Below are 21,700 nucleotides of genomic sequence, written 5' to 3' on the forward strand. Positions count from 1 at the left end.
ACCATCATGAAGTCCACCAAGACCATCGAGCCGCAGCTCCTCGACAACCAAGACCGCTTCCAGCACCCGTTCTTCAAGGAGTTCACGCTGCGCGAAGGGCCACGCGCCATCCAGCTCCCGGGCGACATCCAGAAGAGCTACAAGTTCCCCACGTTCTATGGGGACGTGACGTGCTCGGTGGCGGTCTTCATGTGCGACTACGCGCGCGCTCAGGCGCTCCTGCCGGATCCCCGCATGGCGCCCATCCGGATGCCTCGTGGGCGCGCGGCGCTGACCATCTCGAACTACGTGTACCGCAATGTCGGCGGCATCCCCGGCTACAACGAGGTCGCGATGACGCTGCCCGTCTTGCTGGACGGCAAGAAGGCTCCCCCCGTCGTGCCGCTCATCACGCCGAACCCGAACAAGGGCTACTACGTGTTCGCCATGCCCGTCACGTCGCTCGAGAACAAGGTCCGCGGAGACGAGTTCTGGGGGCTGCCGAAGACGGTGCAGGACATCGACATCGACGTGCAGGACGGGCGCTGCACCACGCGCGCCACGGACGACGACGGGAAGCTCTTCTTCGAGCTCAGCGTCCCCACCAGCGGCAAGCCGAAGCACATGCGCGAGGTGGGCACGGTGTGCTCCATGCTCGAGGGCAAGCTCGCGCGCAGCTACACCACGTTCGAGGGAGACTTCCACCTGAACACGCGCTTCGGCGCGTTGCTGTCGCGCGGGGTCACCGTCAACGAGGGGGCCACCGACGGCATCGTGCTCGGCGACTCCCCGCACGCGGACGTGCTGCGCCAGCTCGAGCTGGAGGCGCACCCGTTCCAGACGCGCTTCGTGCAGAGCATGAACGCGTGCTTCGACCTGCCGTATCGGGTGGCGCTCGCGCCCACCCCCTGAGCCCGCGCGGCGTAATGCTCGCCCCGTGCGTCCGACTCCGCCCACACCTCACCGTGAGCCCCGGAGTCCGACCATGAGCGACCAAACGACATACACCCCACCCGCCGTGTGGACCTGGAACCCGGGCAACGGCGGCGCGTTCGCCAGCATCAACCGTCCGACGGCGGGCGCCCAGCGTGAGCAGGAGCTCCCCGTCGGTGAGCACCCGCTGCAGCTCTATTCACTCGCCACGCCCAACGGGGTGAAGGTGACGATCATGCTCGAGGAGCTGTTGGCGCTCGGCTTCGAGGGCGCGGAGTACGACGCCTACACGATCAACATCAACGCGGGCGAGCAGTTCGGTAGCGGCTTCGTGGCGCTGAACCCCAACTCCAAGATCCCAGCGTTGCTCGACAGGAGCGGCGCGCAGCCGGTGCGTGTGTTCGAGTCGGGCGCCATCCTGCTCTATCTGGCCGAGAAGTTCGGCGCGCTGCTGCCCACCGAGCACGCGGCGCGCACGGAGGCGCTCTCGTGGCTCTTCTGGCAGATGGGCGCGGGTCCCTTCCTGGGCGGCGGCTTCGGCCACTTCTACAAGTACGCGCCCGTGAAGATCGAGTACGCCATCGACCGCTACACCATGGAGGTCAAGCGCCAGCTCGACGTGCTGGACCAGCGCCTCGCCCAGCACCCCTTCCTCGCGGGGGACGCCTACAGCATCGCGGACATCGCCAGCTGGCCGTGGTACGGCGGGGTCGTCCGCGACGAGGTCTACGGAGCTGCCGAGTTCCTGGACGTCGCGGCCTACCCGAACGTCCTGCGCTGGGCTGCTGACATCGCGGCGCGCCCGGCGGTGGAGCGCGGCCAGCGCGTGAACCGCGTGTGGGGTCCGCCCGAAGGTCAGCTACGGGAGCGGCACGCGGCCAGCGACTTCGAGCGCTGACCGCATCGTGCGAAGCGGCGCAGCGAGCGCTCAGATCTTGCGGAGCTTCATCTGCACGTCGCTCGAGTAGTGGTTCTCGAAGGCGCGCACGCAGGTGCTCAGGTAGCGGTCGTAGTCGTCGTACAGCTGGTCGCCCCACTTCTCGCGGATGAGCGCCTCGTGCTGCTGCATGCGGCGCAGCCACTCGGCCGTGGTCTTGCCGTAGCTGACGCGCTGGGTGCGCAGCTCCTCGACCTCCCAGTAGGGGTTCACCGCGGCCACCAGCTCCTCGAGGCGCGGGTTGAGCCCGCCGGGGAAGATGACGTCGGCCGTGAAGGCGAGGTCGGACAGGTCCTTGCGGTTGCGTGGCACACGGTTGCGCAGGATGGCCTGGAAGCCGAAGCAGCTGCCCGCCTCCACCCAGCCGGCCGTCTTCTTGAAGTACTGGCGGTAGATGTCGATGGCCATGCCCTTGTTCGCCTGCGCGGGCGAGCAGAGGTGATCGATCATCTCGATGGACTGGAGCGCGCCGTACTTCTCCTCGGGCTCGTAGTCCTTGTAGTCACACACGATGGCCTTCACGCCCTCGAGGCCGCGGGAGTGGATCCACTCGCACTGCGCCGTCGACAGCGTGATGCCGTGCGCGCGCTTCACGCCGCGCCCGTGCAGGTAGTTCAGGTTCGACCCCCAGCCGCAGCCGATGTCGAGCGTGAGCGTGTCCGCCGTGATCTCCGCGTAGTCGTACAGGATGTCGCACTTCTGGATCTGCGCCTGCTCCAGTGTCTCGTCGCCCGTGTGGAAGCTCGCCGAGGTGTAGTGCATGTCGGCGTCGAGCCAGAGCTCGAAGAACTCATTGGAGACGTCGTACGAGACTTCGATTTCGCGCTGCGTGGAGGTCATGGAGCGGCACCATGCCATCGCCTTCGGGCGTATGCCATAGCGGCACCACTCTTCGGTCGGCCGTCCGGCCAGAAACTGGTACCGTGCTCGGAATGGTTCTCACCGAGGAAGTGGTGGCGACCGTCGTCGCCGACATCAGCGCTCAGCTCGCCGACCCCACCTTCGGTCAGGTGAGCATCGGCGGCTTCGTCGAGTCGCAGCCCGACGCGGCGCGTTTCCTCACCCTGGCGGTCGGGCGCAAGGTGGGGGCCGAGGAGGCCATGCAGGCCGTCTTTCATGCGACGGTCCTGGAAGCCTGTTTTGCACGCGCGACGACGCCCCCAGCTCCGGTGACGTTCGCGCAGCTGGACGCCGTGGGGGACACGCCAGCGGCTGCTTTGGAGCGTGAGCAGCCGGCCCTGGCGGGGTACCTGGTCGCGAACGTGGAGTCTCCGCCGGTGCGCGAGGCACTATCACGCGTCGCCGTCGCTTGGTCGCGGTCGGCGACCGAGGTCGCACGATGATCGTGCTCCGCGTCGAGCACGTCCAGCGCGGGCTCGCCTTGTGGTCGCTCGTCGCGTTGCTCGGGTGCCGCAGCGGCACGTCGGTCGCCCCCGAGTCGGCCTCCACGCCTCCCTCCGCGGTGGCGGCAACGGCAGCCTCGGAGCCCGAGACGGCACCCCGCCCCAGCGCACCTCTGTTGGAGCCTCACGACGCTCGCGGGGATGACGTGCCTGCACGCCTCGGGTCGTTGGCCGCGCACTCCGTGGGTGCGCCACTCAGTTCGGCGGAGGCGGTCGTCGTCTTGCTCCACGGCTTCGGGGACCGCGGCGACGGCCTCGTCGAGTTCGCCCGCGGGCTGGTCGGCGCAGACTCCACGCTGGCGGCCATCGCTCTCGAAGCTCGCTTGCCCCGCTCGGGCGGCGGCCGCATGTGGTGGCCCATCGATCTGGAACGCGTCCGAGGAGCGCGGGAGCGAGGCGACTGGCCGGAGCTCGAGCGCCTGCGGCCAGCGGGGGCGGACGAAGCGCGCGACGCGGTGTTGGGGGCGCTTCGGGAGCTGCAGCAACGCGGGGTCTTGCGGGAGCGCCTGGTGCTCGCCGGGTTCTCCCAGGGGGCGATGTTGGCTGTGGACGTAGGGCTCGGCCATCCCGAGCTGCTGCGCGGCGTCGTCGCGTTCAGCGGCGCCGTGCTCGATCGGGACCATTGGGAGCAGAGCGCGCCGGCCGGGGTTCGCTTCGTGGTCGCGCACGGGCAACGCGACACCGTCTTGCCATTCGCGCAGGGGGAGGCGCTTCATTCGCTTCTGCGCCGGCACGATCCGCATGCTCGCTGGGTACCCTTCGACGGGCCCCACACCATCTCGCCCGAGGGGCGTACGGCGCTGCTGGAGCTGCTCCGCGAGCGCTGAGCGGAGCGCGCGTCAGGCGAGGGCGCTGTCGAGGTCCTCGGTGCCCGACTCGGCTTCGCTCGGCGCTGGGAGGTCCGTGGGCTCTGGGCTGCCGTAGCCCAGCAGGTAGCGGATGAGCAGCCACCACAGGCCCAGCACACCCCACAGCAGCCCGAGCACGACGCCTCCGTCGATGATGCCCAGGTACGGCTGTGGGACCTGGCGGACCAGGGTGATCAGGGCGACGAGGCACGCGACGAAGATGTATCGCGCCAGCAGCTTGCGCGGCGGCGCGTGGAACAACGTGAGGCAGAAGGGGAGCGCGAGCAGCACGTGCAGCGGCCGTGGGTTGCGACCGAGATGCACCGCTCGCGCGACCACGCGTGGGCAGAAGCGCAGCTGAAACCCTCGGTACCCTTCGGTGTAGCCCTGGAAGACGAGCCAGAGCACGTACGCGGCACCGAGGGCGGGCGTCAGCATGTCCTCGGTGATGGGGACCAACGCTGCGTGCGTCAGCCGCACGATGGCCCGCAGCAGCATGCCGCTGACGCACAGCACCCCGAAGGTGGCGATCAGCTTGCTCTTGAGCGTGTCGGTGGCGGGCTCCACCCTCGCGTGCTTAGCGCGTCTCGGCGCGTCGTACCAGTCTGGGGCCGCGGACCTCAGTCGGGGCGTCGACGCTGCGCGAAGTCACTCACCAGGGCCAGGAGTTCTTCGACCTGAAACGGCTTCTGGAGGCCGAACGTCAGATCCGCGTCACTGCCTCGGGGCCCACAGGCGGTCAGCACCACCGCGGGTGTGGCGGGGGCGCTGGCCCGCGACATGCCACGCAGCATGCGTGCCCCCGTGCGGCCGAGGGGTCCCTCGCCCACGACGACCAGCGACACGGGGGTGGCGGTCGCGTCGCCCGTCGGCGCGGACAACAGGGCCAGGCCAGCCTCGGCGCTGGCTGCTTCGAGGACCGTGTGACCCTCGGCGCGCAGGACCCGGCCGAGGGTCGCACGCTGGCCCGAGTGCTCCTCCACGACCAGGACGGTACGTCGGTTCACGGGGCTCGGTCCTGGGCTCGTCGGAGTGCGGGGCATCACAGAGGCTCGGTGTGCGGTGTTTCTTTCACACAACGGCTGTGCCGCCCAGAAAACTCCCGCCGTCGCCGCACCTAGCACCATGTAGGGGTATCTGCCACCGTCGGAATGATTGTCGATTTTGCGCTGGACAAGCGCTACGCCCTCGGATCCGACAGATCCGTCGAGCCTCCAGCGTCTCGCTCGCGGGCCATCGCCTCACGGGTGTGGAATGCTTGGGGCCTCCGCGGGTTCGTGGAGCAAGCCCCAAGCCGCCACCTCGCCCCTTGACGCCCCTCGACCGTGACAGTGCCTTCCTCCTCGCTCTCGGGGCTTCCATCGCGGTGCACGCGCTCGGGGCCGGCGCGGCGGCGGCGTTCCGTCAAGAGCGCGCGGAGCGCCCGGGGGTCGTCCGGGAAGAGAGCGTCGAGCTCGAATGGCTCACGTACGAGCCGGTGCGAGAGCCGGAGTCCGTCGAGCCGCCCGCGCCGCTGGAGCCGCCCCCGGAGGCGGAGGACCCCGTGCACCCGTCGGTCGCGCAGCCTGCCGACCCCGTCGCTGCACAGCCGGGCGAGACGGCAGCCGAGGTCGGACCGACGCCGAGCGTGAGCGCGCCGTCCGAGCTGCCGGCGGAGGGGCCCCCCCCGTCGCCCCCTGACGTGCGGGTGCCGCCGCGAGCGCTCGACCCGCGCGCCGTCGCGCTCGGGGTGTTGGACGTGGCGCCTCACGAGGTGGCGCCGCAGGCGGTTCCAGACGCGGTCGACCCTGGAGCACGCTTTCGCGGCGCCGAGGCCGCGCTCGACCGCCACTTGGCGGCGCAGGCGGCCACCCGGCCGGCGGTCAGCGAGCGGCCACGCCCCCAGGTGCGTCGTCAGGCGGATGGCTCGTACCGCTATCGGGGGCACGCGTTCACCGCACAGATCGACCGTGAAGGTCAGGTGCACTTCAGCGACCGCACGGGCATGGCCTACAACGGCGGAGGCGACCTCCCGGACTCCGTCTCGGTGTCGTTCGGCTTCGACCTGACCGACGCGGCCTATCGTCGCCGTGGTCAGGACCCGTACCAGGCGGAGCGCGCGTGGTTCATGCGGGAGACCGAGGAGCTGCGCGAGGAGCTTCAACGGGAGGCGCGAGAGCGTGCGCGGACCACCCTCGCGCGTCGGGTGGCGGGTCGCGCGCAACAGACGTGGGACACGGTCGAGCGCAGCCCCGAAGCGCGACGACGACGCATCTTCGCGCTCTGGGACGACTGTGCCGAAGACGACCTGGACGGAGATGCCGCTCGCGAGGCCATCGTGGGGTGGGTTCGACGTCACCTCCCCCAGGGGAGCGAGCACGCCTTCAGCCCCGCAGAGCTGTCGGCGCTGAACGGTCGCCGCCAGAGTCGCGGGACGTTCGCACCCTACTGACGCGGGACGTTCGCACCGTACGGATGGCCCACGCCGACGGCTCGTCTCCGCTGGAGAGCGACGCGTCGCGGCCCGGAGTCCGTCTGGGTCGGCTCGCCGAGCGGGTTGCGCTGCGCGTGCGCGGCACGCGGTTCGGTGCGCACAGGTCGGTCAAGCCTTGCGGGGACCTCGGGGGCGCACGGGATAGATGATGCGGTCGCCTTCGATGCGGGGCTCCAAGACCTGGAGCACGTCCAGCTTGATCAGCTTCTTGCGCCGGTCGGGCATGCGCAACATCACGCCCCCGTCTTCGTCCATCCGCTCGATCTTGCAGAGCCCGAACTGACGGTGGTCCAGATACTCACCCACCTCGGGGATGGGCTCGTCGAACAGCATCGCGCGGGTGTCGTCGGCGGGCGAGTCGTGCAGGGGAGGTGGGCGATGCGCAGGCACCGAGACCTCCGCCTCGCGTCGCGCGGGGCGGGCCACGCGGCTGGGGAGGGGCGCCTGCTGAGCTTCCTCGGACGCGCTCGCGGCCATCGCCCACGTCACCCCTCGAGGAGCGCGGCTCTCCGAAGGCTGTGGGGGAGCCGGCGCAGGGTCGGGCGCGCGGCGTGCGTCGTCGCGGCTACGCAAGGGGGCGCGCTCGACCACGGGTTCGACAGCCGGCCGAACGGCCGCGCGACTGAGCTCCGGGCCTGTCGTGCGCTCGTGGGCGTGCGCCCGACCTGCAGGCGAGGCCGCGAAGGACGGCAATCCCGTCGCCGCGTCAGCCGTCCTGACCAGCGCGAGGTCATCGTACGCGTCGAGGCGGAACTCTACGGAGAACACCGCGCCGCGGGCCAGCTCTCCCCCCAACACTTGGACGCCATTGTCGGTCTCCCGCGAGAGCGTGACGTGCAGGTCGGCGAACGGTCGGTCGTCCATCGACGAGATGGTGCCCGAGAGGTTCAGCAGCTGCAGGGGTGTATCGAAGCGTGTCGGCGTCCGATGACTGCGCTCGTCTTGGTCGTACTCACGTAGCTCGGCGGACTCGAGCCAACCCACGGCTTGCACCCAGGCGGCCTGAATGCCGTGTTCGACGGCGAGCCGCAGCAGGGCGACGTGGAGGTCCTCTCCGCGCTCACATCGACCGACGAAGTGACGCACGCGCTTGCTCTCTCGGATGAACATCGAGGCTCTCCATAGCAGCCCAAGGGCCGCGGGGCTGCCCCTGCGCTACGCCGTGGGACCGCGGCGGACGGTTGCTCGGGACCGCGTCGTCTCGGACGTTAACACGCTCAGTGGAGGCGCCTGTAGATGCCCACCACGACACCCATGATCTGCGTGTTGCGCCAGTCCGTCTTGGGGATCAGGATGGGCGCCATCGTGCTGTTCGCGGGCTGCAGCCGGATGTGGTCGCGCTCCGGGAAGTAGGACTTGCACGTAGCCTCGTCGCCGACGAGCGCGATGACGATTTCGCCGCGGTTGGCGGTGAGCTGCTTGCGCACGAACACGTAGTCGCCGTCGTGGATGCCTGCTTCGATCATGGACTCGCCGACGATGCGCAGTCCGAAGACGTCGCGGTTGCCGCCGACGAGCATGCGGTCGATGCGCACGGTGTCCTCTGGCTCCTGGATGGCCTCCGCCAACAGGCCCGCCGCGACGCGCCCAACGATGGGGATCTCGAGCAGGTCGTCGTCGAGCCGTGCATCATTCGCTGGCGCTGGCGCTGGCGCTGCCGCTGCCGCTGGCGCTGGCGCGGGCCCGGCCGTGCGACCACCGAAACCACCCACCGCGTGCAAGCCCGGGCCCGCCGATGCCATGTGGAGCAACGTGTCCGCGTCGGAGTCGCCCTCGTCCTCGCCGTCACCCAACGTGTGCCCGTCAGGCGAGCGCACCAGGCGGAGGGTACGGCTCTTCATGTCTTCGCGCGTGAGGTAGCCCTTGCGCTCGAGGGCGCGCAGGTGGTCGTTGACGCCATTGGTGCTGCGGATGCCCAGCCGATTGCCGATCTCGCGGAGGGTGGGGGGGAACCCGCGGTCCGAGATGGACTCGGAGATGAACTCCAGGACGGCGCGCTGTCTATCGGTGAGCTTCTGCATGGTTCTAGGCTGCCTCCGAAGATACTGTGCATGTGTTCAAGCTGTCAAGCTGTGCAGGTATCGCCCCCGACAATACTGATCATCCGACGCGGAGTCAAAGATTCGGCCAATGCGTGGGCCCGCTCGCGCACGCGCCCGAATTCGCGTAGGGTCCGGGCGTGTCCGAGGTGACGCAATTCGGGCCCTTCGAGCTGGTGCGCCGCCTCGGCCGGGGGGGCATGGCCGAGACCTTCGAGGCCATTCGCCACGGCGCCTCCGGCGTCAGCCAGAGGGTGTGTATCAAGCGTATCCTCCCCGCGTTCGAGCGGGACACGGAGTTTCTGCGGCTGTTCCTCGAGGAGGCGCGCGTCTCGGCCAGCCTGCACCATGGTGGCATCGCTCAGGTGCTCGACTTCGGGGAGGTCGAGGGTTCGCACTACCTGGCGCTCGAGCTGGTCGAGGGGCTCGACCTGCGCACTGTCATCTCGAGGTTGGTCGAGCTGGACGACCGGCTCACCACGGGGGTGGTGGCGCACCTGGCGTTCGAGCTGGCGGGGGCGCTCGAGTACGCGCACGCCGCGACCCCCAGCGGGCGGGCGCGGGGGGTCGTGCACCGAGACATCAGCCCGAGCAACGTACTGCTCAGTCGGGAGGGAGAGGTAAAGCTCACGGACTTCGGGATCGCGAAGGCGATGAGCGCCGACGTGGCCACCCGCACGGCCGCGGTCAAGGGCAAGCTCCCTTACATGGCGCCGGAGTACGCGAGCGCGGGGCACTTCAACGCGCAGAGTGACCTCTTCTCACTCGGGGTCACGCTCTACGAGTGCGTGCGGGGCCGACGACCGTTCGACGGCGCGAACGACCTGGAGACGCTCGAGAACCTGCAGCGAGGGCGCTATGCGCGGCTCTCGGAGGCCGTGCCCAGCGTCGACCGAGCCTTCGCCGCGGCCGTCGAGCGGCTGCTCGAGCCGGACCCGGAGCGCCGCTATCGCACGGCCTCCGAGTTCTTGGACGAGCTGGTGGCGCTGTCTCCGCCGGGCACCGCGCAGCTCATCCTCGGGCGCGTCGTGGGCGCGCTCGCGGACCACGTGGACAGTGATCTCTCCACCACACACGAGGCGCTGGCCCACACGCGGCTGCGCGAGACCGAGCTCGATCAGGGCACCCTCTTGCTCGCCGACGACAGCGCGCCGCGCGATCCCGTCGTCGTGTCCGCTGCGCCCCACGAGCCCACGCGCACGCGCCTGCCCACGGTGCTGGCAGAGTCCGCGGCGGCGCCGCATGCTCGCCCTCCACAGGTGGCGGCACCCTCACCCGATGCCGGGATCGCCACCCGCCCCGGCCGCGTCAAGGCCCCCCCCTCGGAGTAGTCGCATGAGCCAACACGTCCCCCTCGACGCCGCCCTCGCGCGGCTCGAAGCCAGCCTCGATCGTCACCTGGCCGACCTGGCCGACCTGGTCCGCATCGGCGGGGTCAGCGCCGACCCCCCACCCAACCCCAAGCTGCTCGAGAGCGCGCAGGCGGTGGTGCGCCTCATGGAGCGCGCGGGCCTCCACGGCGCGCAGGTGCTCGAGCTGCCGGGAGCGCACCCCTACGCCTACGCGGAGTGGCTGGGCGCGCCCGGAGCTCCGACCCTCCTGCTCTACGGCCACCACGACGTGCAGCCGGTGGGACGCGAGGCCAAGTGGGTGACGCCGCCGTTCGAGCCCGATGTGCGCGAGGGACGCATGTATGGGCGAGGCGCGGTCGACGACAAGGCCGGCGTGATGATGCACGTCGCGGCCTGCGCGGCGTGGCTGGACGCGACCGGCACGCTGCCCGTCAACGTGAAGTTCATCGTCGAGGGCGAAGAGGAGATCGGCTCGGGCAACCTCGAGCGCTTCCTCGAGACGCACGCCGAGCGGCTCGCGGCCGACTGCATCGTGCTGACGGACACGGCCAACCTCGACGCGGGGATCCCGTCGTTGACCGCGTCACTGCGCGGCCTCGCGGCCGTCACCGTCGAGGTGCGCGCCCTACGGCAGCCTCTGCATAGTGGCATGTGGGGCGGCCCACTCCCCGACCCGGTCATCGCGCTCTCCCGCGCGCTCGGAGAGCTGGTGGACGACGACGGCCGGGTGATGCCGGCGCTCCGCGAAGGCGTGGCCGAGCTCACGGACGTCGAGCGCGCCGAGCTTTCGCAGCTCCCGTTCGACGAGGGGGCGTTCCGTGAGCAGGCGGGGCTGGTGCCCGGGGCTCAGCTCACTGGGCGCAAGGACGTCCCGCTGTACGCGCGCATCTGGCGCGAGCCGGCGGTCACCGTGATCGCCTTCGAGTCGCGCGCCATCGCGGGTTCCAGCAACCAGATCATCGATGCGGCGCGGGCGCGTGTCAGCGTCCGGGTGGTGCCCAACCAGGAGGCGCGGGCGGTTCAGGACGCGTTGGTGCGCCACTTCGAGCAGCGCGTGCCCTTCGGTCTCGAGGTGAGCGTCGAGCGCGACGAGACCGCCAACGCGTGGCTCGCCCCCGCGGTCGGGCCGGCCTTCGACGCCGCGCGACGAGCGATGAGCGCGGGTTACGGGCGCGATTGCGAGATCATCGGCTGCGGCGGGACCATCCCTTTCGTCGGCCCGTTCGCGAAGGTGCTGGGGGGCGTGCCGGCGCTGCTCACGGGCGTCGAAGACCCCCTGTGTCATGCGCACTCCGAGAACGAGAGCCTGCTCATCGACGACTGGAAGAAGGGCACCCGCGCCGCGGTGCGCCTGTATGCCGAGCTGGCGGACGCGCTTCGCAAGGACTGAGCGCTGCGACGCTCGCTAGCCCTCGTCGGTGGGTGTTGGCGGCGCGCGTCGCGTGTCAGCGGGCGCTCGCGGCACCCTGCACGCGGGCTTGCACCAGGTATTGGAAGCGGAACCTGCGCTCACGGTCGTAGGTCCCCGTGAAGCGCAGGCACGCCTCGTCGAACGTGTCTTGGCGCACGTCGCGGTAGCCCAGCTCGTAGAGCAGCGGGAACGGGTGGTCCATGCCCCAGATCATCGGCTCGCCCGCCTCACCCAACCGTGAACGCGTCGCGGCGTCCTCCGCGCTGCGCGTGTCCCCCGCTACGAAGCGCTTCCCCACGTGGTCGAACACGACGGTCGTGTCTGGGTGCAGCCCCTCCGCCGCGCGTTGCAGGGTGGCGCACACCGCGGGCTCGCTGAGGTAGTAGCTGACCCCCTCCCACACCACGAGGGCTGGCTGGTGCACCTCGAACCCGACTGACACCAACCGCTCGACGAAGTCCTCGTGCTCGAAGTCGCACGCGACGCTGGTGGCGTGCGTGCCGTAGTCGGGCAGCTGCGACAGCCTGCGCTCCCGCTCACGCAGCGAGGCCGGCGCGTCGACCTCGAAGAAGCGCACCCCTTCGGCCGCGAGCCGCTTGGCGCGCGTGTCGAAGCCGGCACCCAGGATCACCACCTGCTGCGTGCCAGCGCGCGTGTGCTCGCGCACCACGGCGTCGAGGTAGGCGGTGCGCACGGCGATCCAGAGCTGCATGTTCGGCGCGACGCGGTCCATCTGGCGCGCGAACGCGAAGCCCTCGTCACCCGCCAGGTGGCGCGCGAACGGGTCGTGGCAGATGGGCTCGGGAGCCTCGGTGGCGAGCGCGCGATACGCGGCGACCAGCATGGCCGTGCGGCTGGGGCTGTCTGACTGCATCCTGGGATGGTACGCTGACACGGTGTCGACATGTACCGGCTGGATGACTCCGCCCCGCACAGCTGCTAGGTGGGGTCCGTGAATCAAGCCGCGCGCCATCGCCTCGGCGTCGACGAGCGACGCAAGCAGCTCCTCGACCTGGCCCTCGAGCTCTTCGGCAACCGCCCCTACGACGAGATCTCCATCGACGAGATCGCGAAGGAGGCGGGCGTGTCGAAGGGGCTGCTCTACCACTACTTCTCCAGCAAGCGCGCGTTCTTCGTCGCGGCGGTGGAGGCCGCCGCCGAGAGCCTGCTGGAGTCGACCGAGGTGGAGACCGTGGGCGACGTGCCGACCATGGACGAGATGCGCGAGGGCGTGACGCGCTACCTCGACTACGTCGACCGCCACGCGCGCAACTACCTGCTGCTGGTGCGTGGCGGGGACGGCGTGGATGAAGAGGTGCAAGCCATCGTCGATCGCACGCGCATGGCGTTCCTCGAGCGCGTTCGCGACGCAGCGGCCCTCCTGCCCCAGTCGCCCGAGGTCGACATCACGCTGCGCGGCTACATCGGCTACGTCGAGACCGTGAGCATCGAGTGGGTCGAGCACAAGCGCATCTCCCGGGACGCGCTGGCCGACCTCATCGTTCGTCAATGCATCGCCCTGTTCTCCACCGTCCAGCGCTGACGCGCATCCGACAGGTCTGCTCGTCTCCTCGCGCGCGAGCGGTCGTGGGTGTGCTCGCGCTGCTGGCCGTGACGACCTTCGCGCCCGACCATGATGGCGCCGTCGCGCAGCCCACCGCTGACGGGGAGGATGATGGCGCTGGCCGGAACGTCACCGCGGCGAGCCCGGCTCCGAGACGAACGGGTGACGGCGCACAGGACGGGCCCGCTCCTCCGGTCGGGACCAGAGACTCGCACCCAGAGGTGCAGCACGTGCTCGGGCTACTCCCGACGGCCAGCACCTCGCGTGGCGGGCCGAGCGCCGGTTCTCTCGAGGGCGGCGTGCCCTTTCCGCTGCAGGCCGAGGGGGCGCACTTCAACCCCCGCCGCGACGCCCGGGCGCGCTACGGCACCGTCGAGTTGGTGCAGGCGCTCCTGCGCGCGGGAGCCGCCGTGCACGCCCGCCACGGTGGGGAGCTCGTCGTCAACGACCTGAGCCTGATCTCGGGCGGGCCCATCGCGCACCACGGCAGCCACCAGGGGGGGCGTGACGTGGACGTGCTCTTCTACACGCTCACGGCGGAGGGAGAGCCCCGGCCGTCGGTGGGGGCGCCGCTCGACCTCGCGGGTCGGGGGGTGGACTTTCAGGACCTGAGCGTCGCGGCGGACGACGTCCCGGTCCAGCTCGACGTCGTGCGCACCTGGGCCTTCGTGGAGGCCCTGCTGTCGGACCCCGACGCCTGGGTCCAACGCATGTTCGTGGCGCGCCATCTGCGGCAACGCCTGCTGAGGCACGGGCGGCGCGCAGGGGCGTCACGGGCGGTCCTACGGCGCTTCGAGCAGGTGGCGTGCCAGCCTGGCTATCCTCACGACGACCACTTCCACATCCGCGTGTTCTGCAGCGTGGACGACCTGGCCGCAGGGTGTCGGGACTCGGGACCCATGCCACCCTGGCACCGGGCACGCTTGGCGTCGGCCGGCGCGACGCCACGCATGGCAGGCCCCGAGAGGCTGCGCGCGCCGATCACGACGGCGGCCGAGGCGCGGCGCGCTGCAGGCCCCATGCATCCGGACGTGCGCGCGTGGCTCGACGCACGCGATGCGTGGATGCGGCCCCCGGCGGGACCTGGCGTCTGCCGCTGAGGCGTTCCCCTCTCGGACGCGACGCCTCGTCACCGTGGGACGGGCGTCGGGGTGGGGCGCCTGGTCACCGTGGGGCCAGGCGTGCTCCAACGCGCGCTGAACGCGCGCGGCTTCCAATGAGCGCGTTCAGCGCGCGGCGTCGACCGTACACCGAGGGCTACCGTCGGCGGCGCTGCAGTGGTACGTGGCCTGGTTGTCACAACCGGAGACCCGGAACACGTACGGGCTGAGTTCGGACACCGAGAGCTCCGACTCGGCGCAGGAGAACTCTGCCGCGAAGCGTTGGTTGGCGAGGATGGTGAGGTTGGAGCACCAACGGTGATCCGTTCCGACCCCGGTCGGGCACTGGTACACGCCCGTCCGGCCGCAGCCGCGCACGATGTACGTGTCATTGCTGCGCCGCGTGGTCTCGAGATCCGAGCTGTCGCACGCGAAGTCTACTTCGGCTTGGCGCTTGGCCGCGCTCAGTCCTGGTGAACACGCGCTCAAGGCCAGCAACCCCGCAACTACCAACACAACCCTAGTCATGGCCCGAGAGGGTAACGGGTTGTCCGCGCGACGGCACGAAAAACGTGACCGACACCCGGGTGAACCGTGGGCGTCAGCAGCGCGCGTTCGATGTACACGCCATGCACGGATTGTGTGTGACCAACGCTGGGAAGGCACGTATGGGGGCAGGGTCATACGGCGTGAGAGGCATGCAGACCCCGCGCAAAACGAAGATGTGAGACGCTCCGTCCGTAGGTTGGCGTGGAACCTGCTTTGTGCCGCCCTGTCCGGCGCCGAAGAGGAACATCGATGGAAGAACTCGCACTCGTTACGTTTTTCTGCGGAGGACCTGTCCTCCTGATGTTTCTCGTCGTGGCTGGACTGGTCGCGGCGAGCGCAAACCGGCAGCGCCGGAACGAGACCGCGGCGCTGCGTGTCGATCTCGATCAGCTGCACGTGCGCCACATGGCGCTGCTGCAGAAGCTGACGGCGCTTGAGGCGCGCGAGGGACCTGTGGCGACGGAGGTGCCGACCGAGGTGGGGCGTATCCCCACGGCGCAACGGGTGGACACGTCGCCCCTGGGCACCCCGGCTTCCACGTCCGCCGTGGTCGGCGTCTCCAGAGTCCCGTCGAACGACGCGGGCGCCACGCCCGAAACAGCCGCCTCGACCGCGGTCGGATCGGAGCCGCTCGCGGCGTCCCTGACGGTGCCGCCCGACCTCGTGGCCTCCACGGCGAACGTGCCGTCGGAGGAACCGCAGCCCTCGGCGTCGATGGACGCGCGGGGTGAGGGCGACCTGACCTCGCCGGGAGCTGTGGTGCGCGTCGACCAGCCGCCCACGGTCGAGACGGGAGAGGTGGCGCAGTCGGCGCCGGAGGCCGGCTCGACGGCCGTTGGGCCTGCCCATGGGCCATCAGGCGCTGGGGGGCGCGCGCCCTCACCGCCTGGGGCGAACGCGCCACCACCCCGCAAGGGGCCTGGGCTCGAAGAGTGGCTCGGCGTGCGTGGCATCGCGCTCGTCGGCGCGCTGACGCTGGTGATCGCCGGCGTGTACTTCTTCCGTTACTCGGTCGAGCACGGGCTCATCACCCCCGCCATGCGCGTCATCGTCGGGCTGATCCTGGGCGTCGCCTGCATCGGCGCGTCCGAGAAGCCGCTGCGGGCACGGCACGAGCTGCTCGCGAACTTCATCGCCGGTGCTGGCGTCGCGCTGCTCTATCTCGCGAGCTGGGCCAGCGCGGCGCTGTACGACCTCGTGCCGCGGCCCCTGGCGTTCGGGTTGATGGGCGTGACCACGGCGGCTTGCTGCGCGTTGGCGCTGCGGCACAAGGCCCAGAGCATCGCGTTGATCGGTCTGCTCGGCGGCTTCGTGACGCCCATCTCGTTGTCCACGGGGCAGGACCGTCCGCTCGCCTTGTTCGGCTACCTGCTGCTGCTGGACGTGGCCCTGCTGGCCGTGGCGCAGCGCACGCGCTGGGGCTTGCTGGCGCTGCTCAGCGTGCTGGGCACGTTCGTGTACCAGCTCGGATGGATCATGGGTCGCATGGGGGCCGAGCGCGTGTGGTGGGGCGTGGTCATCATCGCGCTCTTCACCTCCGTGTTCGCGCTGGGGACCGTGCTCGCGGGGCGGCGGGCCGCAGCGGGAGCGCCCGCAGATGGTGCGCCGCGGCCGCTCGAGACGCTCATGGCGCAGGCCACCCAGGCCCTTGCCCTCCTGCTGCCGTTCCTGTTCCCGCTGTTCTTCGCGACGCACCGTGACCTGCGCATGGACCTCTGGCCCACGCTGGTCCTCGTCAGCGCGCTGACCGTGGGGGCAGGCGTGGTCGCGCTCGCGACGCGCGCGTTCTGGATCCAGGTGGCTGCTGCGGCGGCGGGCGGCGTCACGCTGTTGATGCACGTCGTGGCCTCGCACGAGGCCGCGCTCGGCGGAGCCTTCTGCGCGCTGATCGCGGCGCTGACGTTGGTCCATGCGGGGGTGGTGCTGCGTTTCGTCCGCACCGAAGGGCGAGCACAGGCCGCGCCCTCGTCGGACACGCCGAGTCCCCTCGGCCTCTCGTTCCAGCCCAGTCACGCCGCGGTGTTGTTCGCGGTCGCCGCCTCGTTCGCGCTGCTCATGGGCGCCGAGCGGGTGCTTCCCCTCGCTGGGACCCTCACCGCGCTCCTCATCGTGATCACGAGCTTGGGCGTCGCCGCGGCGTCACCGCTGCGCTGGCTGGCCGCGTTGGTCGCGCCGCTGGCCACGGTGTCGGTCGCTGCGCTGCACGTGACGCAAGGGGCGCTGCCAGGACGACCGAGCGAGTGGGTGTGGCTGGTGCTCACCATCGCGCCCGTGCTCGGCGCGAACGTGGGGGTGCTGGTGCGCGACGTCGAGAAGCGCTCTCCGCTCGACCACGCGGCGGGTATCGCCGCGCTCGTGTTCGCGGTGCACCTGACCGTGCTCCCGCCTGGCGTCCCGGTCACGGTGGGGCTGTTCGCCGTGGCGGCCGCGGTCGCCCTCGTCGCGGTCTGGTTGCCCCTCGCGCGCTCGGGGGCAGGCGCCTCCTTCGGTTGGGTCGTGCTCGCGCTCTCCATCCGCGCCGCCTGGCTGGATGGGCACGAGAGCATCGCCAGCGCAGAGGGGTCGTGGCTGACCGTCCTCGTGCTGGTGGCCGCGGGCGCCACCTGCGTACCGATGCTGGCGTTGGGGGCGCGGGCACGCGCGTCGCGCGGGCTCTACCGTGGGAGCGCGCTGGCCATGCCGCTGTTCTTCTTGCCCATCCTCGAGGCCTACCGCGACGTGTTCGGGCGCCACACGGACGGCATCCCCGCCGTGCTGTCCAGCGCCGTCGTGCTCACGATGCTGGCCGTGTCGCGCGTCCGAGCGCCTGCGACGGTGCGCGTCTCCGCAATGGCGTGGCCGGCCGCGACAGCCCTCGGCTTCGCCAGCGTGGCCATCCCGCTGCAGCTGGAGAACGAGTGGGTCACCGTGGGCTGGGCGCTGCTGGGCGCCGGTCTGCTCGCGCTCTTCCGGCGTATCGATCACGCCGGGCTCAAGTACTTCGCGCTGCTGCACTTCGCGGCCGTCGGGGTGCGCCTCCTGCTGAACCCCTACGTGCTGGAGTACCACCCGGTGTCCGCCTGGCCGTTCGTCAACTGGCTGGCCTACACCTACCTCGTGCCCGCCGCGGCCGCCTGCCTGGGGTTCATGTGGCTGCGCGACATCGAGATCGCGCGAAGGCGCCCGTTCGAGGCCAGCCTGATGCCCAAGCAAGTCACGCTGTTGGCCAACGCGCTCGGTGTGCTCGCCGTGGCCATCGGGTTCGCGTGGGTCAACCTCACCATCATCGACGCCTTCGCGCCCGAGGGCCCGCTCGAGCTCGACTTCGATCGGCGCCCGGCGCGCGACCTCACGCTCAGCCTCGCGTGGGCGGTCTACGGCGCTGGCCTCCTGGGGCTCGGCATGTGGCGCAAGAGCACCTCGCTGCGTGGCCTCAGCCTGTGCCTGGTGATGCTCACCATCGGGAAGGTCTTCCTGGTGGACCTCGGCAACCTGCAGGACCTCTACCGCGTCGCGTCCCTGGTGGGCCTCGCGTTCTCTCTCATCATCATCTCGCTAGCGTACCGCCGCTTCGTGTTCCCCCCTGCGGCCACGAGCGAGCAGGAAGGTGGACCGACATGAAGCGCTTCTTCGACGATGGCCGGCGCGTGACCTCGCGGGCTCTGGCCTGTCTGGCCGTCCCGCTGTGCCTCGCGCTCGTGGTGTCGGGCGTCGTGGCGCAAGCCTCGGAGGACGACCTGCGGGCGCTGTTCCCCAGGGTGGCGGACATCGACACGCAGGGCGCCGACGGGCTCGTACGCGCCCCGCTCCCGGCCGAGGTGCTCGCGGCGGTGCGGGCCGACCTGGCGGACGTGCGCGTGTTCGTCGCAGGGCGGTCCGTGGAGTTCGTGATCGAGGCGGACCCCCCTCGCACGCCGAGCACGACCTGGCCCCTCGCGCCCCTCGACGTGCGTGAGCAGGTGATGGGTGACCGCGCCCAGCCGCAGGTGGTCGAGACATGGGACGTGCAGCTGCCCGGCGACGCTCCCGTCACGACGGACGACGAACCCCTCGCGTGGCGGCTTGCTTTCGGCATGGCGCCCGGCGAGCTGGTGCGAGAGCTCAGCATCCACCGTGTAGACGAGGCGGGCGCCGAGTCGCCCCTCGCGGACACCACCCTGTTCCGCATGCAGGGGCCACTGCGCGAGAAGCTCTCGGTGCGGGTGGAACCGCTGCCCGGCGCGCGCCTGCGGCTCCGGCTCCGAGGGCCCGCGCCAGCCCAACGCCCGACGGTGACGCTGCACACGGAGAGCTCGCCGACGAACCCGCGCGAGCTGAGCGTGCCCCTCGAGGTGCTGGCGTCGGAGCGTAGCGCCGATCAGCAGGAGACCGTGCTGACGGTGCAGCGGCCACGCGGGGTCGTCCCCGACGCGCTCGTGTTCGCGACCAGCAGCGGCGCGTTCCACCGCGAGGTGGTCGTGGAGGACACCGGCGTGGGGGCGCGTGGGGCCGAGATCGGTCGAGCCGTCGTGTACAACATCCCCAGCTGGCACGAGGCGCTCTTGTCGCTCCCCATCAGCGCCGCGACGGGCGACCAGCTGCGCGTGCGCGTACTGGATGGTGACGCCCCGCCGCTCGCGGAGCTGCGCGTCACGGCGCGCGTCCGACAGCCTGCGCTGGTCTTCGAGACCTACGGGAGCGAGGCGCAGCTGTACTTCGGGGGCGCGCGCGCCACGCGCCCGGCGTACGGACTGCGCGAGCTGCAGGGCCGCTTCACGCCGGGCGCCGCGGTGTCCGAGGCCCGGGTGCGGCCCGCCACGGACAACACGCGCTTCCACGCAGGCCCCGTGCTCGCGTTCGCGATGAGGCCAGGCGCCCCGGTCGACACCGCGGGTTTCTCCCACACGCGGGCCGTGCACGTGCCCGAGACGCCGGAGGGTCTTGTGCGCGTGCCCCTCGACGTCGAGACGCTGGCGCAGGCGCGCACGGGCGCGGACGACGTGCGTGTGGTGGACCGGGAAGGGCGGCAGTGGCCGTATCTGTGGGGGGACGAGCCCGAGCTTCGCGCCATGGAGGTCACGCTCACCGCCACGCCGCGTCCGGCAGAGCGCGCCACGACGTTCCGCCTTGAGCTCCCGGGTGTCGTGCGTGTGGAAGAGGTGCTGCTCGACGTCGAAGCCGCGCTCGTGAGCCGACGCGTCGAGGTGTGGGGCAGCGACTCGCTCGAGGGAGAGCCCTACCTGCTCGAGACCAGCACGATCGAGCGCGGCCCGAGCACCCGCGACCCGCAGCTCCGCGTCTCGGTGGGTGCCACCGTGCGGGCGCTCGAGCTGCGTGTGCGGGACGGCGACGAGCAGCCGCTACGCGTCCGGGCCGCGTCGGTCGTGGTGCAGGTCCGAGACCTCTTCATGGCAGCGCCCGCGGGCGAGTACCAGCTGCTCGTGGGGAACGCGCTGATCGACTCACCCTCCTACGACCTCGAGAGCGCCCGTGAGCTGGTGCTCTCCCTGCGCGCTGCTTCAGCGGAGCTCGGGCCGCTCGAGGCGAACCCGGGCTACGCGCCTCCGAGCCCCAGCCGCGACGCCGTGACCGAGACCGCCTTGCTGGTGGTGCTCGTCGTCGTCGTGCTGCTGCTCGGCGCGCTCACCTTCCGTTTGGTGCGGAGCGATGGGGACGGCCCGGCGCCCGCCAGCTCGGGCGCCGTGAACGACCCCGCGCCTGGCGATGCGGGCGACCGACACGACCCCGCGCCCGCGGGCGACGCGGGCGACACGCAGCGCACAGAGGAGCACGTCGCCTCGGAGGGGGCGTCCGAGACGAGTGAGCCAGACGCGGAAGCGCGCGAGTCGAGACCCGTCGTAGATGCAGCGGCGCCGGAGCGTGACAAGCTCCCGGAATGACCACGGCCGACTTCGAGTACGTCGACACGCCCGAGGCTCTCGCGGGCATCGTCGAAGCTGCGTCCGCAGCACCCACCTACGCGCTGGACACCGAGTTCCACCGCGAGACCACGTACTTCGCGAAGGTGTGCCTCGTGCAGCTCGCCTTTCTGGACCGCGTGGTGCTCGTCGACGCCCTACGCGTAGACCTGCGGGCGCTCGAGCCGCTGCTCGCAGGTCCAGGCCTCTGCGTGGTTCACGCCTGCTCCCAAGACCTCGAGATTCTCCTGCGCGAGGTGGGGCGGGCCCCGCGCAGGTTGTTCGACCCTCAGATCGCTGCGTCGTTCTTGGGGATGGGGATGCCCAACCTGGGCAAGCTGGTGTTCGAGGGTCTCGGGCGACAGCTCCGCAAGGGCGCACAGCTCGCCGACTGGACGCGCCGGCCGCTCGCGTCCGACGAGCTGCAATACGCCGCCGATGACGTGCTGCACCTGATCGAGCTCACGGAGGTGCTCGTCGCGCGTCTGCGTGACCGCGGGCGCCTGGCTTGGTGCGAGGAGGAGTGCGAGCGTGTGCGAGCGAGCGCGCGTGTGTCGCGTGACCCCGAGACGGCTTGGTGGAAGGTGAAGGGCAGCTCGTCTTTGCGCCCCCGCGCCGCCGCGGTGGCGCAAGAGCTGCTGGCGTTTCGAGAACGTACGGCGATGGCGATGAACGTCCCCGTGCGGCGCGTGATCCCGGACGTCGCCGTGCAAGCCATGATCGACCGGCCTCCCAAGACGGCGGGTGACCTCGAGCGCGTGCGCGGGCTGGATCGGCGCGCGCTGCGGTCCCACGAGCCCGGACTGTTGGCGGCGCTCGCGCGGGGTCAGCAGCTGGACCTCGCCGAGCTGCATCAGCCCCCGGCCGCGACACCCGCCACCGCGCCACCTGGGCTGATCGCGCTGGCGATGGCGTGGGCCAGTCAGCGAGCCGACGACGAGAGCATCGACCTGCCGCGCTTGGCCAAGCGAGAGGACATCGCCGCGTACGTGTCCGGACAGCCCGGCACGCCCCTCGCGGACGGGTGGCGCCACGAGCTCCTCGGCCGCTCGCTCGCGCGCCTCATGGCCGGCGACGTGTGTCTCGCGATGGACCGTGAGCGGATCGTCATGATTGATCGGCGCGCATGAGCGTCCTCATTCACGGCTGATAGATAAGGGTAAACAACCATAGCGAACCGTTCTCATCTTGGAACTGTTCTATTCCAGTAGTTGTTTCGTACCAAGGGGGAACCGT

General features: G+C 70.7%; 19 protein-coding genes. 12 read left to right on the forward strand and 7 right to left on the reverse strand.

All coding sequences use genetic code 11. The features are described from left to right. Nucleotides 1-6: 6 nt before the first annotated feature. Both H6726_26665 and yghU read left to right on the forward strand, forming a co-directional pair. A complete protein-coding gene (locus tag H6726_26665) occupies nucleotides 7-891 on the forward strand; it encodes an acetoacetate decarboxylase family protein (GenBank protein MCB9661260.1) in 885 nt (294 codons plus the stop codon). A 73-nt stretch (nucleotides 892-964) separates the two neighbouring features. After that, complete coding sequence (yghU, locus tag H6726_26670; GenBank protein MCB9661261.1) at nucleotides 965-1,810, forward strand: glutathione-dependent disulfide-bond oxidoreductase; 846 nt, start codon at nucleotides 965-967, stop codon at nucleotides 1,808-1,810. A 30-nt stretch (nucleotides 1,811-1,840) separates the two neighbouring features. Here the strand turns inward: yghU and H6726_26675 are convergent, their stop codons facing one another. Next, nucleotides 1,841-2,689: a class I SAM-dependent methyltransferase gene (locus tag H6726_26675; GenBank protein MCB9661262.1), complete on the reverse strand. Its 849-nt coding sequence runs from the start codon at nucleotides 2,687-2,689 to the stop codon at nucleotides 1,841-1,843. 92 nt (nucleotides 2,690-2,781) lie between these two features. Between H6726_26675 and H6726_26680 the strand changes: the two genes are divergently transcribed. Both H6726_26680 and H6726_26685 read left to right on the forward strand, forming a co-directional pair. Beyond that, nucleotides 2,782-3,192 (forward strand): hypothetical protein, encoded by a 411-nt coding sequence (locus H6726_26680; GenBank protein MCB9661263.1) that lies wholly within the window; start codon nucleotides 2,782-2,784, stop codon nucleotides 3,190-3,192. Then, a complete protein-coding gene (locus H6726_26685; GenBank protein MCB9661264.1) occupies nucleotides 3,189-4,079 on the forward strand; it encodes a hypothetical protein in 891 nt (296 codons plus the stop codon). Before H6726_26680 ends, H6726_26685 begins: the two co-directional genes overlap by 4 nt. A gap of 12 nt (nucleotides 4,080-4,091) precedes the next feature. Here H6726_26685 and H6726_26690 read toward each other — a convergent pair whose 3' ends face one another. Both H6726_26690 and H6726_26695 read right to left on the reverse strand, forming a co-directional pair. Next, the gene (locus tag H6726_26690) at nucleotides 4,092-4,667 is read right to left on the reverse strand and encodes a hypothetical protein (GenBank protein ID MCB9661265.1); all 576 of its coding nucleotides are present in this window, start codon (nucleotides 4,665-4,667) and stop codon (nucleotides 4,092-4,094) included. A 53-nt stretch (nucleotides 4,668-4,720) separates the two neighbouring features. Next, nucleotides 4,721-5,107, reverse strand: coding sequence for a response regulator transcription factor (locus tag H6726_26695; protein MCB9661266.1), 387 nt, complete (start codon nucleotides 5,105-5,107; stop codon nucleotides 4,721-4,723). A gap of 302 nt (nucleotides 5,108-5,409) precedes the next feature. On the opposite strand from H6726_26695, the gene H6726_26700 reads away from it, so the two are divergent. Beyond that, nucleotides 5,410-6,531, forward strand: a complete 1,122-nt coding sequence (locus tag H6726_26700) for a hypothetical protein (protein ID MCB9661267.1) — start codon at nucleotides 5,410-5,412, stop codon at nucleotides 6,529-6,531. A 150-nt stretch (nucleotides 6,532-6,681) separates the two neighbouring features. Here H6726_26700 and H6726_26705 read toward each other — a convergent pair whose 3' ends face one another. Next, nucleotides 6,682-7,683 carry a DNA-binding protein gene (locus tag H6726_26705; GenBank protein MCB9661268.1) on the reverse strand — a complete coding sequence of 334 codons (1,002 nt, stop codon included), beginning with the start codon at nucleotides 7,681-7,683 and terminating at the stop codon, nucleotides 6,682-6,684. 107 nt (nucleotides 7,684-7,790) lie between these two features. Further along, complete coding sequence (gene lexA / locus H6726_26710) at nucleotides 7,791-8,594, reverse strand: transcriptional repressor LexA (GenBank protein ID MCB9661269.1); 804 nt, start codon at nucleotides 8,592-8,594, stop codon at nucleotides 7,791-7,793. A 158-nt stretch (nucleotides 8,595-8,752) separates the two neighbouring features. On the opposite strand from lexA, the gene H6726_26715 reads away from it, so the two are divergent. Together H6726_26715 and H6726_26720 are read left to right on the forward strand one after the other, a co-directional pair. Further along, a complete protein-coding gene (locus tag H6726_26715) occupies nucleotides 8,753-9,943 on the forward strand; it encodes a serine/threonine protein kinase (protein ID MCB9661270.1) in 1,191 nt (396 codons plus the stop codon). 4 nt (nucleotides 9,944-9,947) lie between these two features. Beyond that, complete coding sequence (locus H6726_26720; protein ID MCB9661271.1) at nucleotides 9,948-11,354, forward strand: M20/M25/M40 family metallo-hydrolase; 1,407 nt, start codon at nucleotides 9,948-9,950, stop codon at nucleotides 11,352-11,354. Nucleotides 11,355-11,409: 55 nt separating this feature from the next. Here H6726_26720 and H6726_26725 read toward each other — a convergent pair whose 3' ends face one another. Beyond that, a complete protein-coding gene (locus tag H6726_26725; GenBank protein ID MCB9661272.1) occupies nucleotides 11,410-12,249 on the reverse strand; it encodes an SAM-dependent methyltransferase in 840 nt (279 codons plus the stop codon). A 78-nt stretch (nucleotides 12,250-12,327) separates the two neighbouring features. Here H6726_26725 and H6726_26730 point away from each other — a divergent pair, with 78 nt between their 5' ends. Both H6726_26730 and H6726_26735 read left to right on the forward strand, forming a co-directional pair. Beyond that, nucleotides 12,328-12,918, forward strand: coding sequence for a TetR/AcrR family transcriptional regulator (locus H6726_26730; protein ID MCB9661273.1), 591 nt, complete (start codon nucleotides 12,328-12,330; stop codon nucleotides 12,916-12,918). Beyond that, the gene (locus H6726_26735; protein MCB9661274.1) at nucleotides 12,885-14,039 is read left to right on the forward strand and encodes a penicillin-insensitive murein endopeptidase; all 1,155 of its coding nucleotides are present in this window, start codon (nucleotides 12,885-12,887) and stop codon (nucleotides 14,037-14,039) included. The genes H6726_26730 and H6726_26735 overlap by 34 nt, the downstream gene beginning before the upstream one ends. 126 nt (nucleotides 14,040-14,165) lie before the next feature. On the opposite strand, the gene H6726_26740 is transcribed toward H6726_26735, so the two are convergent. Then, nucleotides 14,166-14,567 carry a hypothetical protein gene (locus H6726_26740; GenBank protein MCB9661275.1) on the reverse strand — a complete coding sequence of 134 codons (402 nt, stop codon included), beginning with the start codon at nucleotides 14,565-14,567 and terminating at the stop codon, nucleotides 14,166-14,168. 321 nt (nucleotides 14,568-14,888) lie between these two features. On the opposite strand from H6726_26740, the gene H6726_26745 reads away from it, so the two are divergent. Genes H6726_26745 through H6726_26755 form a run of 3 tightly spaced genes read left to right on the forward strand, consistent with a single transcriptional unit; the run spans nucleotide 14,889 to nucleotide 21,594 of the window. Further along, nucleotides 14,889-18,188: a DUF2339 domain-containing protein gene (locus H6726_26745; GenBank protein ID MCB9661276.1), complete on the forward strand. Its 3,300-nt coding sequence runs from the start codon at nucleotides 14,889-14,891 to the stop codon at nucleotides 18,186-18,188. Beyond that, nucleotides 18,185-20,446 (forward strand): hypothetical protein, encoded by a 2,262-nt coding sequence (locus H6726_26750; protein MCB9661277.1) that lies wholly within the window; start codon nucleotides 18,185-18,187, stop codon nucleotides 20,444-20,446. The genes H6726_26745 and H6726_26750 overlap by 4 nt, the downstream gene beginning before the upstream one ends. Next, nucleotides 20,443-21,594, forward strand: a complete 1,152-nt coding sequence (locus H6726_26755) for an HRDC domain-containing protein (protein ID MCB9661278.1) — start codon at nucleotides 20,443-20,445, stop codon at nucleotides 21,592-21,594. The genes H6726_26750 and H6726_26755 overlap by 4 nt, the downstream gene beginning before the upstream one ends. Nucleotides 21,595-21,700: the final 106 nt, after the last annotated feature.

Source organism: Sandaracinaceae bacterium, assembly GCA_020633055.1.
Lineage (GTDB): Bacteria > Myxococcota_A > Polyangia > Polyangiales > Houyiibacteriaceae > JADJJE01.

Bases quoted from the DNA above. Each gene is read 5' to 3' on its own strand.
- H6726_26665 (MCB9661260.1), top strand. From the start codon at position 7: ATGAAGTCCACCAAGACCATCGAGCCGCAGCTCCTCGACAACCAAGAC.
- yghU (MCB9661261.1), top strand. From the start codon at position 965: ATGAGCGACCAAACGACATACACCCCACCCGCCGTGTGGACCTGGAAC.
- H6726_26675 (MCB9661262.1), bottom strand. From the start codon at position 2,689: ATGACCTCCACGCAGCGCGAAATCGAAGTCTCGTACGACGTCTCCAAT.
- H6726_26680 (MCB9661263.1), top strand. From the start codon at position 2,782: ATGGTTCTCACCGAGGAAGTGGTGGCGACCGTCGTCGCCGACATCAGC.
- H6726_26685 (MCB9661264.1), top strand. From the start codon at position 3,189: ATGATCGTGCTCCGCGTCGAGCACGTCCAGCGCGGGCTCGCCTTGTGG.
- H6726_26705 (MCB9661268.1), bottom strand. From the start codon at position 7,683: ATGTTCATCCGAGAGAGCAAGCGCGTGCGTCACTTCGTCGGTCGATGT.
- lexA (MCB9661269.1), bottom strand. From the start codon at position 8,594: ATGCAGAAGCTCACCGATAGACAGCGCGCCGTCCTGGAGTTCATCTCC.
- H6726_26720 (MCB9661271.1), top strand. From the start codon at position 9,948: ATGAGCCAACACGTCCCCCTCGACGCCGCCCTCGCGCGGCTCGAAGCC.
- H6726_26725 (MCB9661272.1), bottom strand. From the start codon at position 12,249: ATGCAGTCAGACAGCCCCAGCCGCACGGCCATGCTGGTCGCCGCGTAT.
- H6726_26735 (MCB9661274.1), top strand. From the start codon at position 12,885: ATGCATCGCCCTGTTCTCCACCGTCCAGCGCTGACGCGCATCCGACAG.
- H6726_26740 (MCB9661275.1), bottom strand. From the start codon at position 14,567: ATGACTAGGGTTGTGTTGGTAGTTGCGGGGTTGCTGGCCTTGAGCGCG.
- H6726_26745 (MCB9661276.1), top strand. From the start codon at position 14,889: ATGTTTCTCGTCGTGGCTGGACTGGTCGCGGCGAGCGCAAACCGGCAG.
- H6726_26750 (MCB9661277.1), top strand. From the start codon at position 18,185: ATGAAGCGCTTCTTCGACGATGGCCGGCGCGTGACCTCGCGGGCTCTG.
- H6726_26755 (MCB9661278.1), top strand. From the start codon at position 20,443: ATGACCACGGCCGACTTCGAGTACGTCGACACGCCCGAGGCTCTCGCG.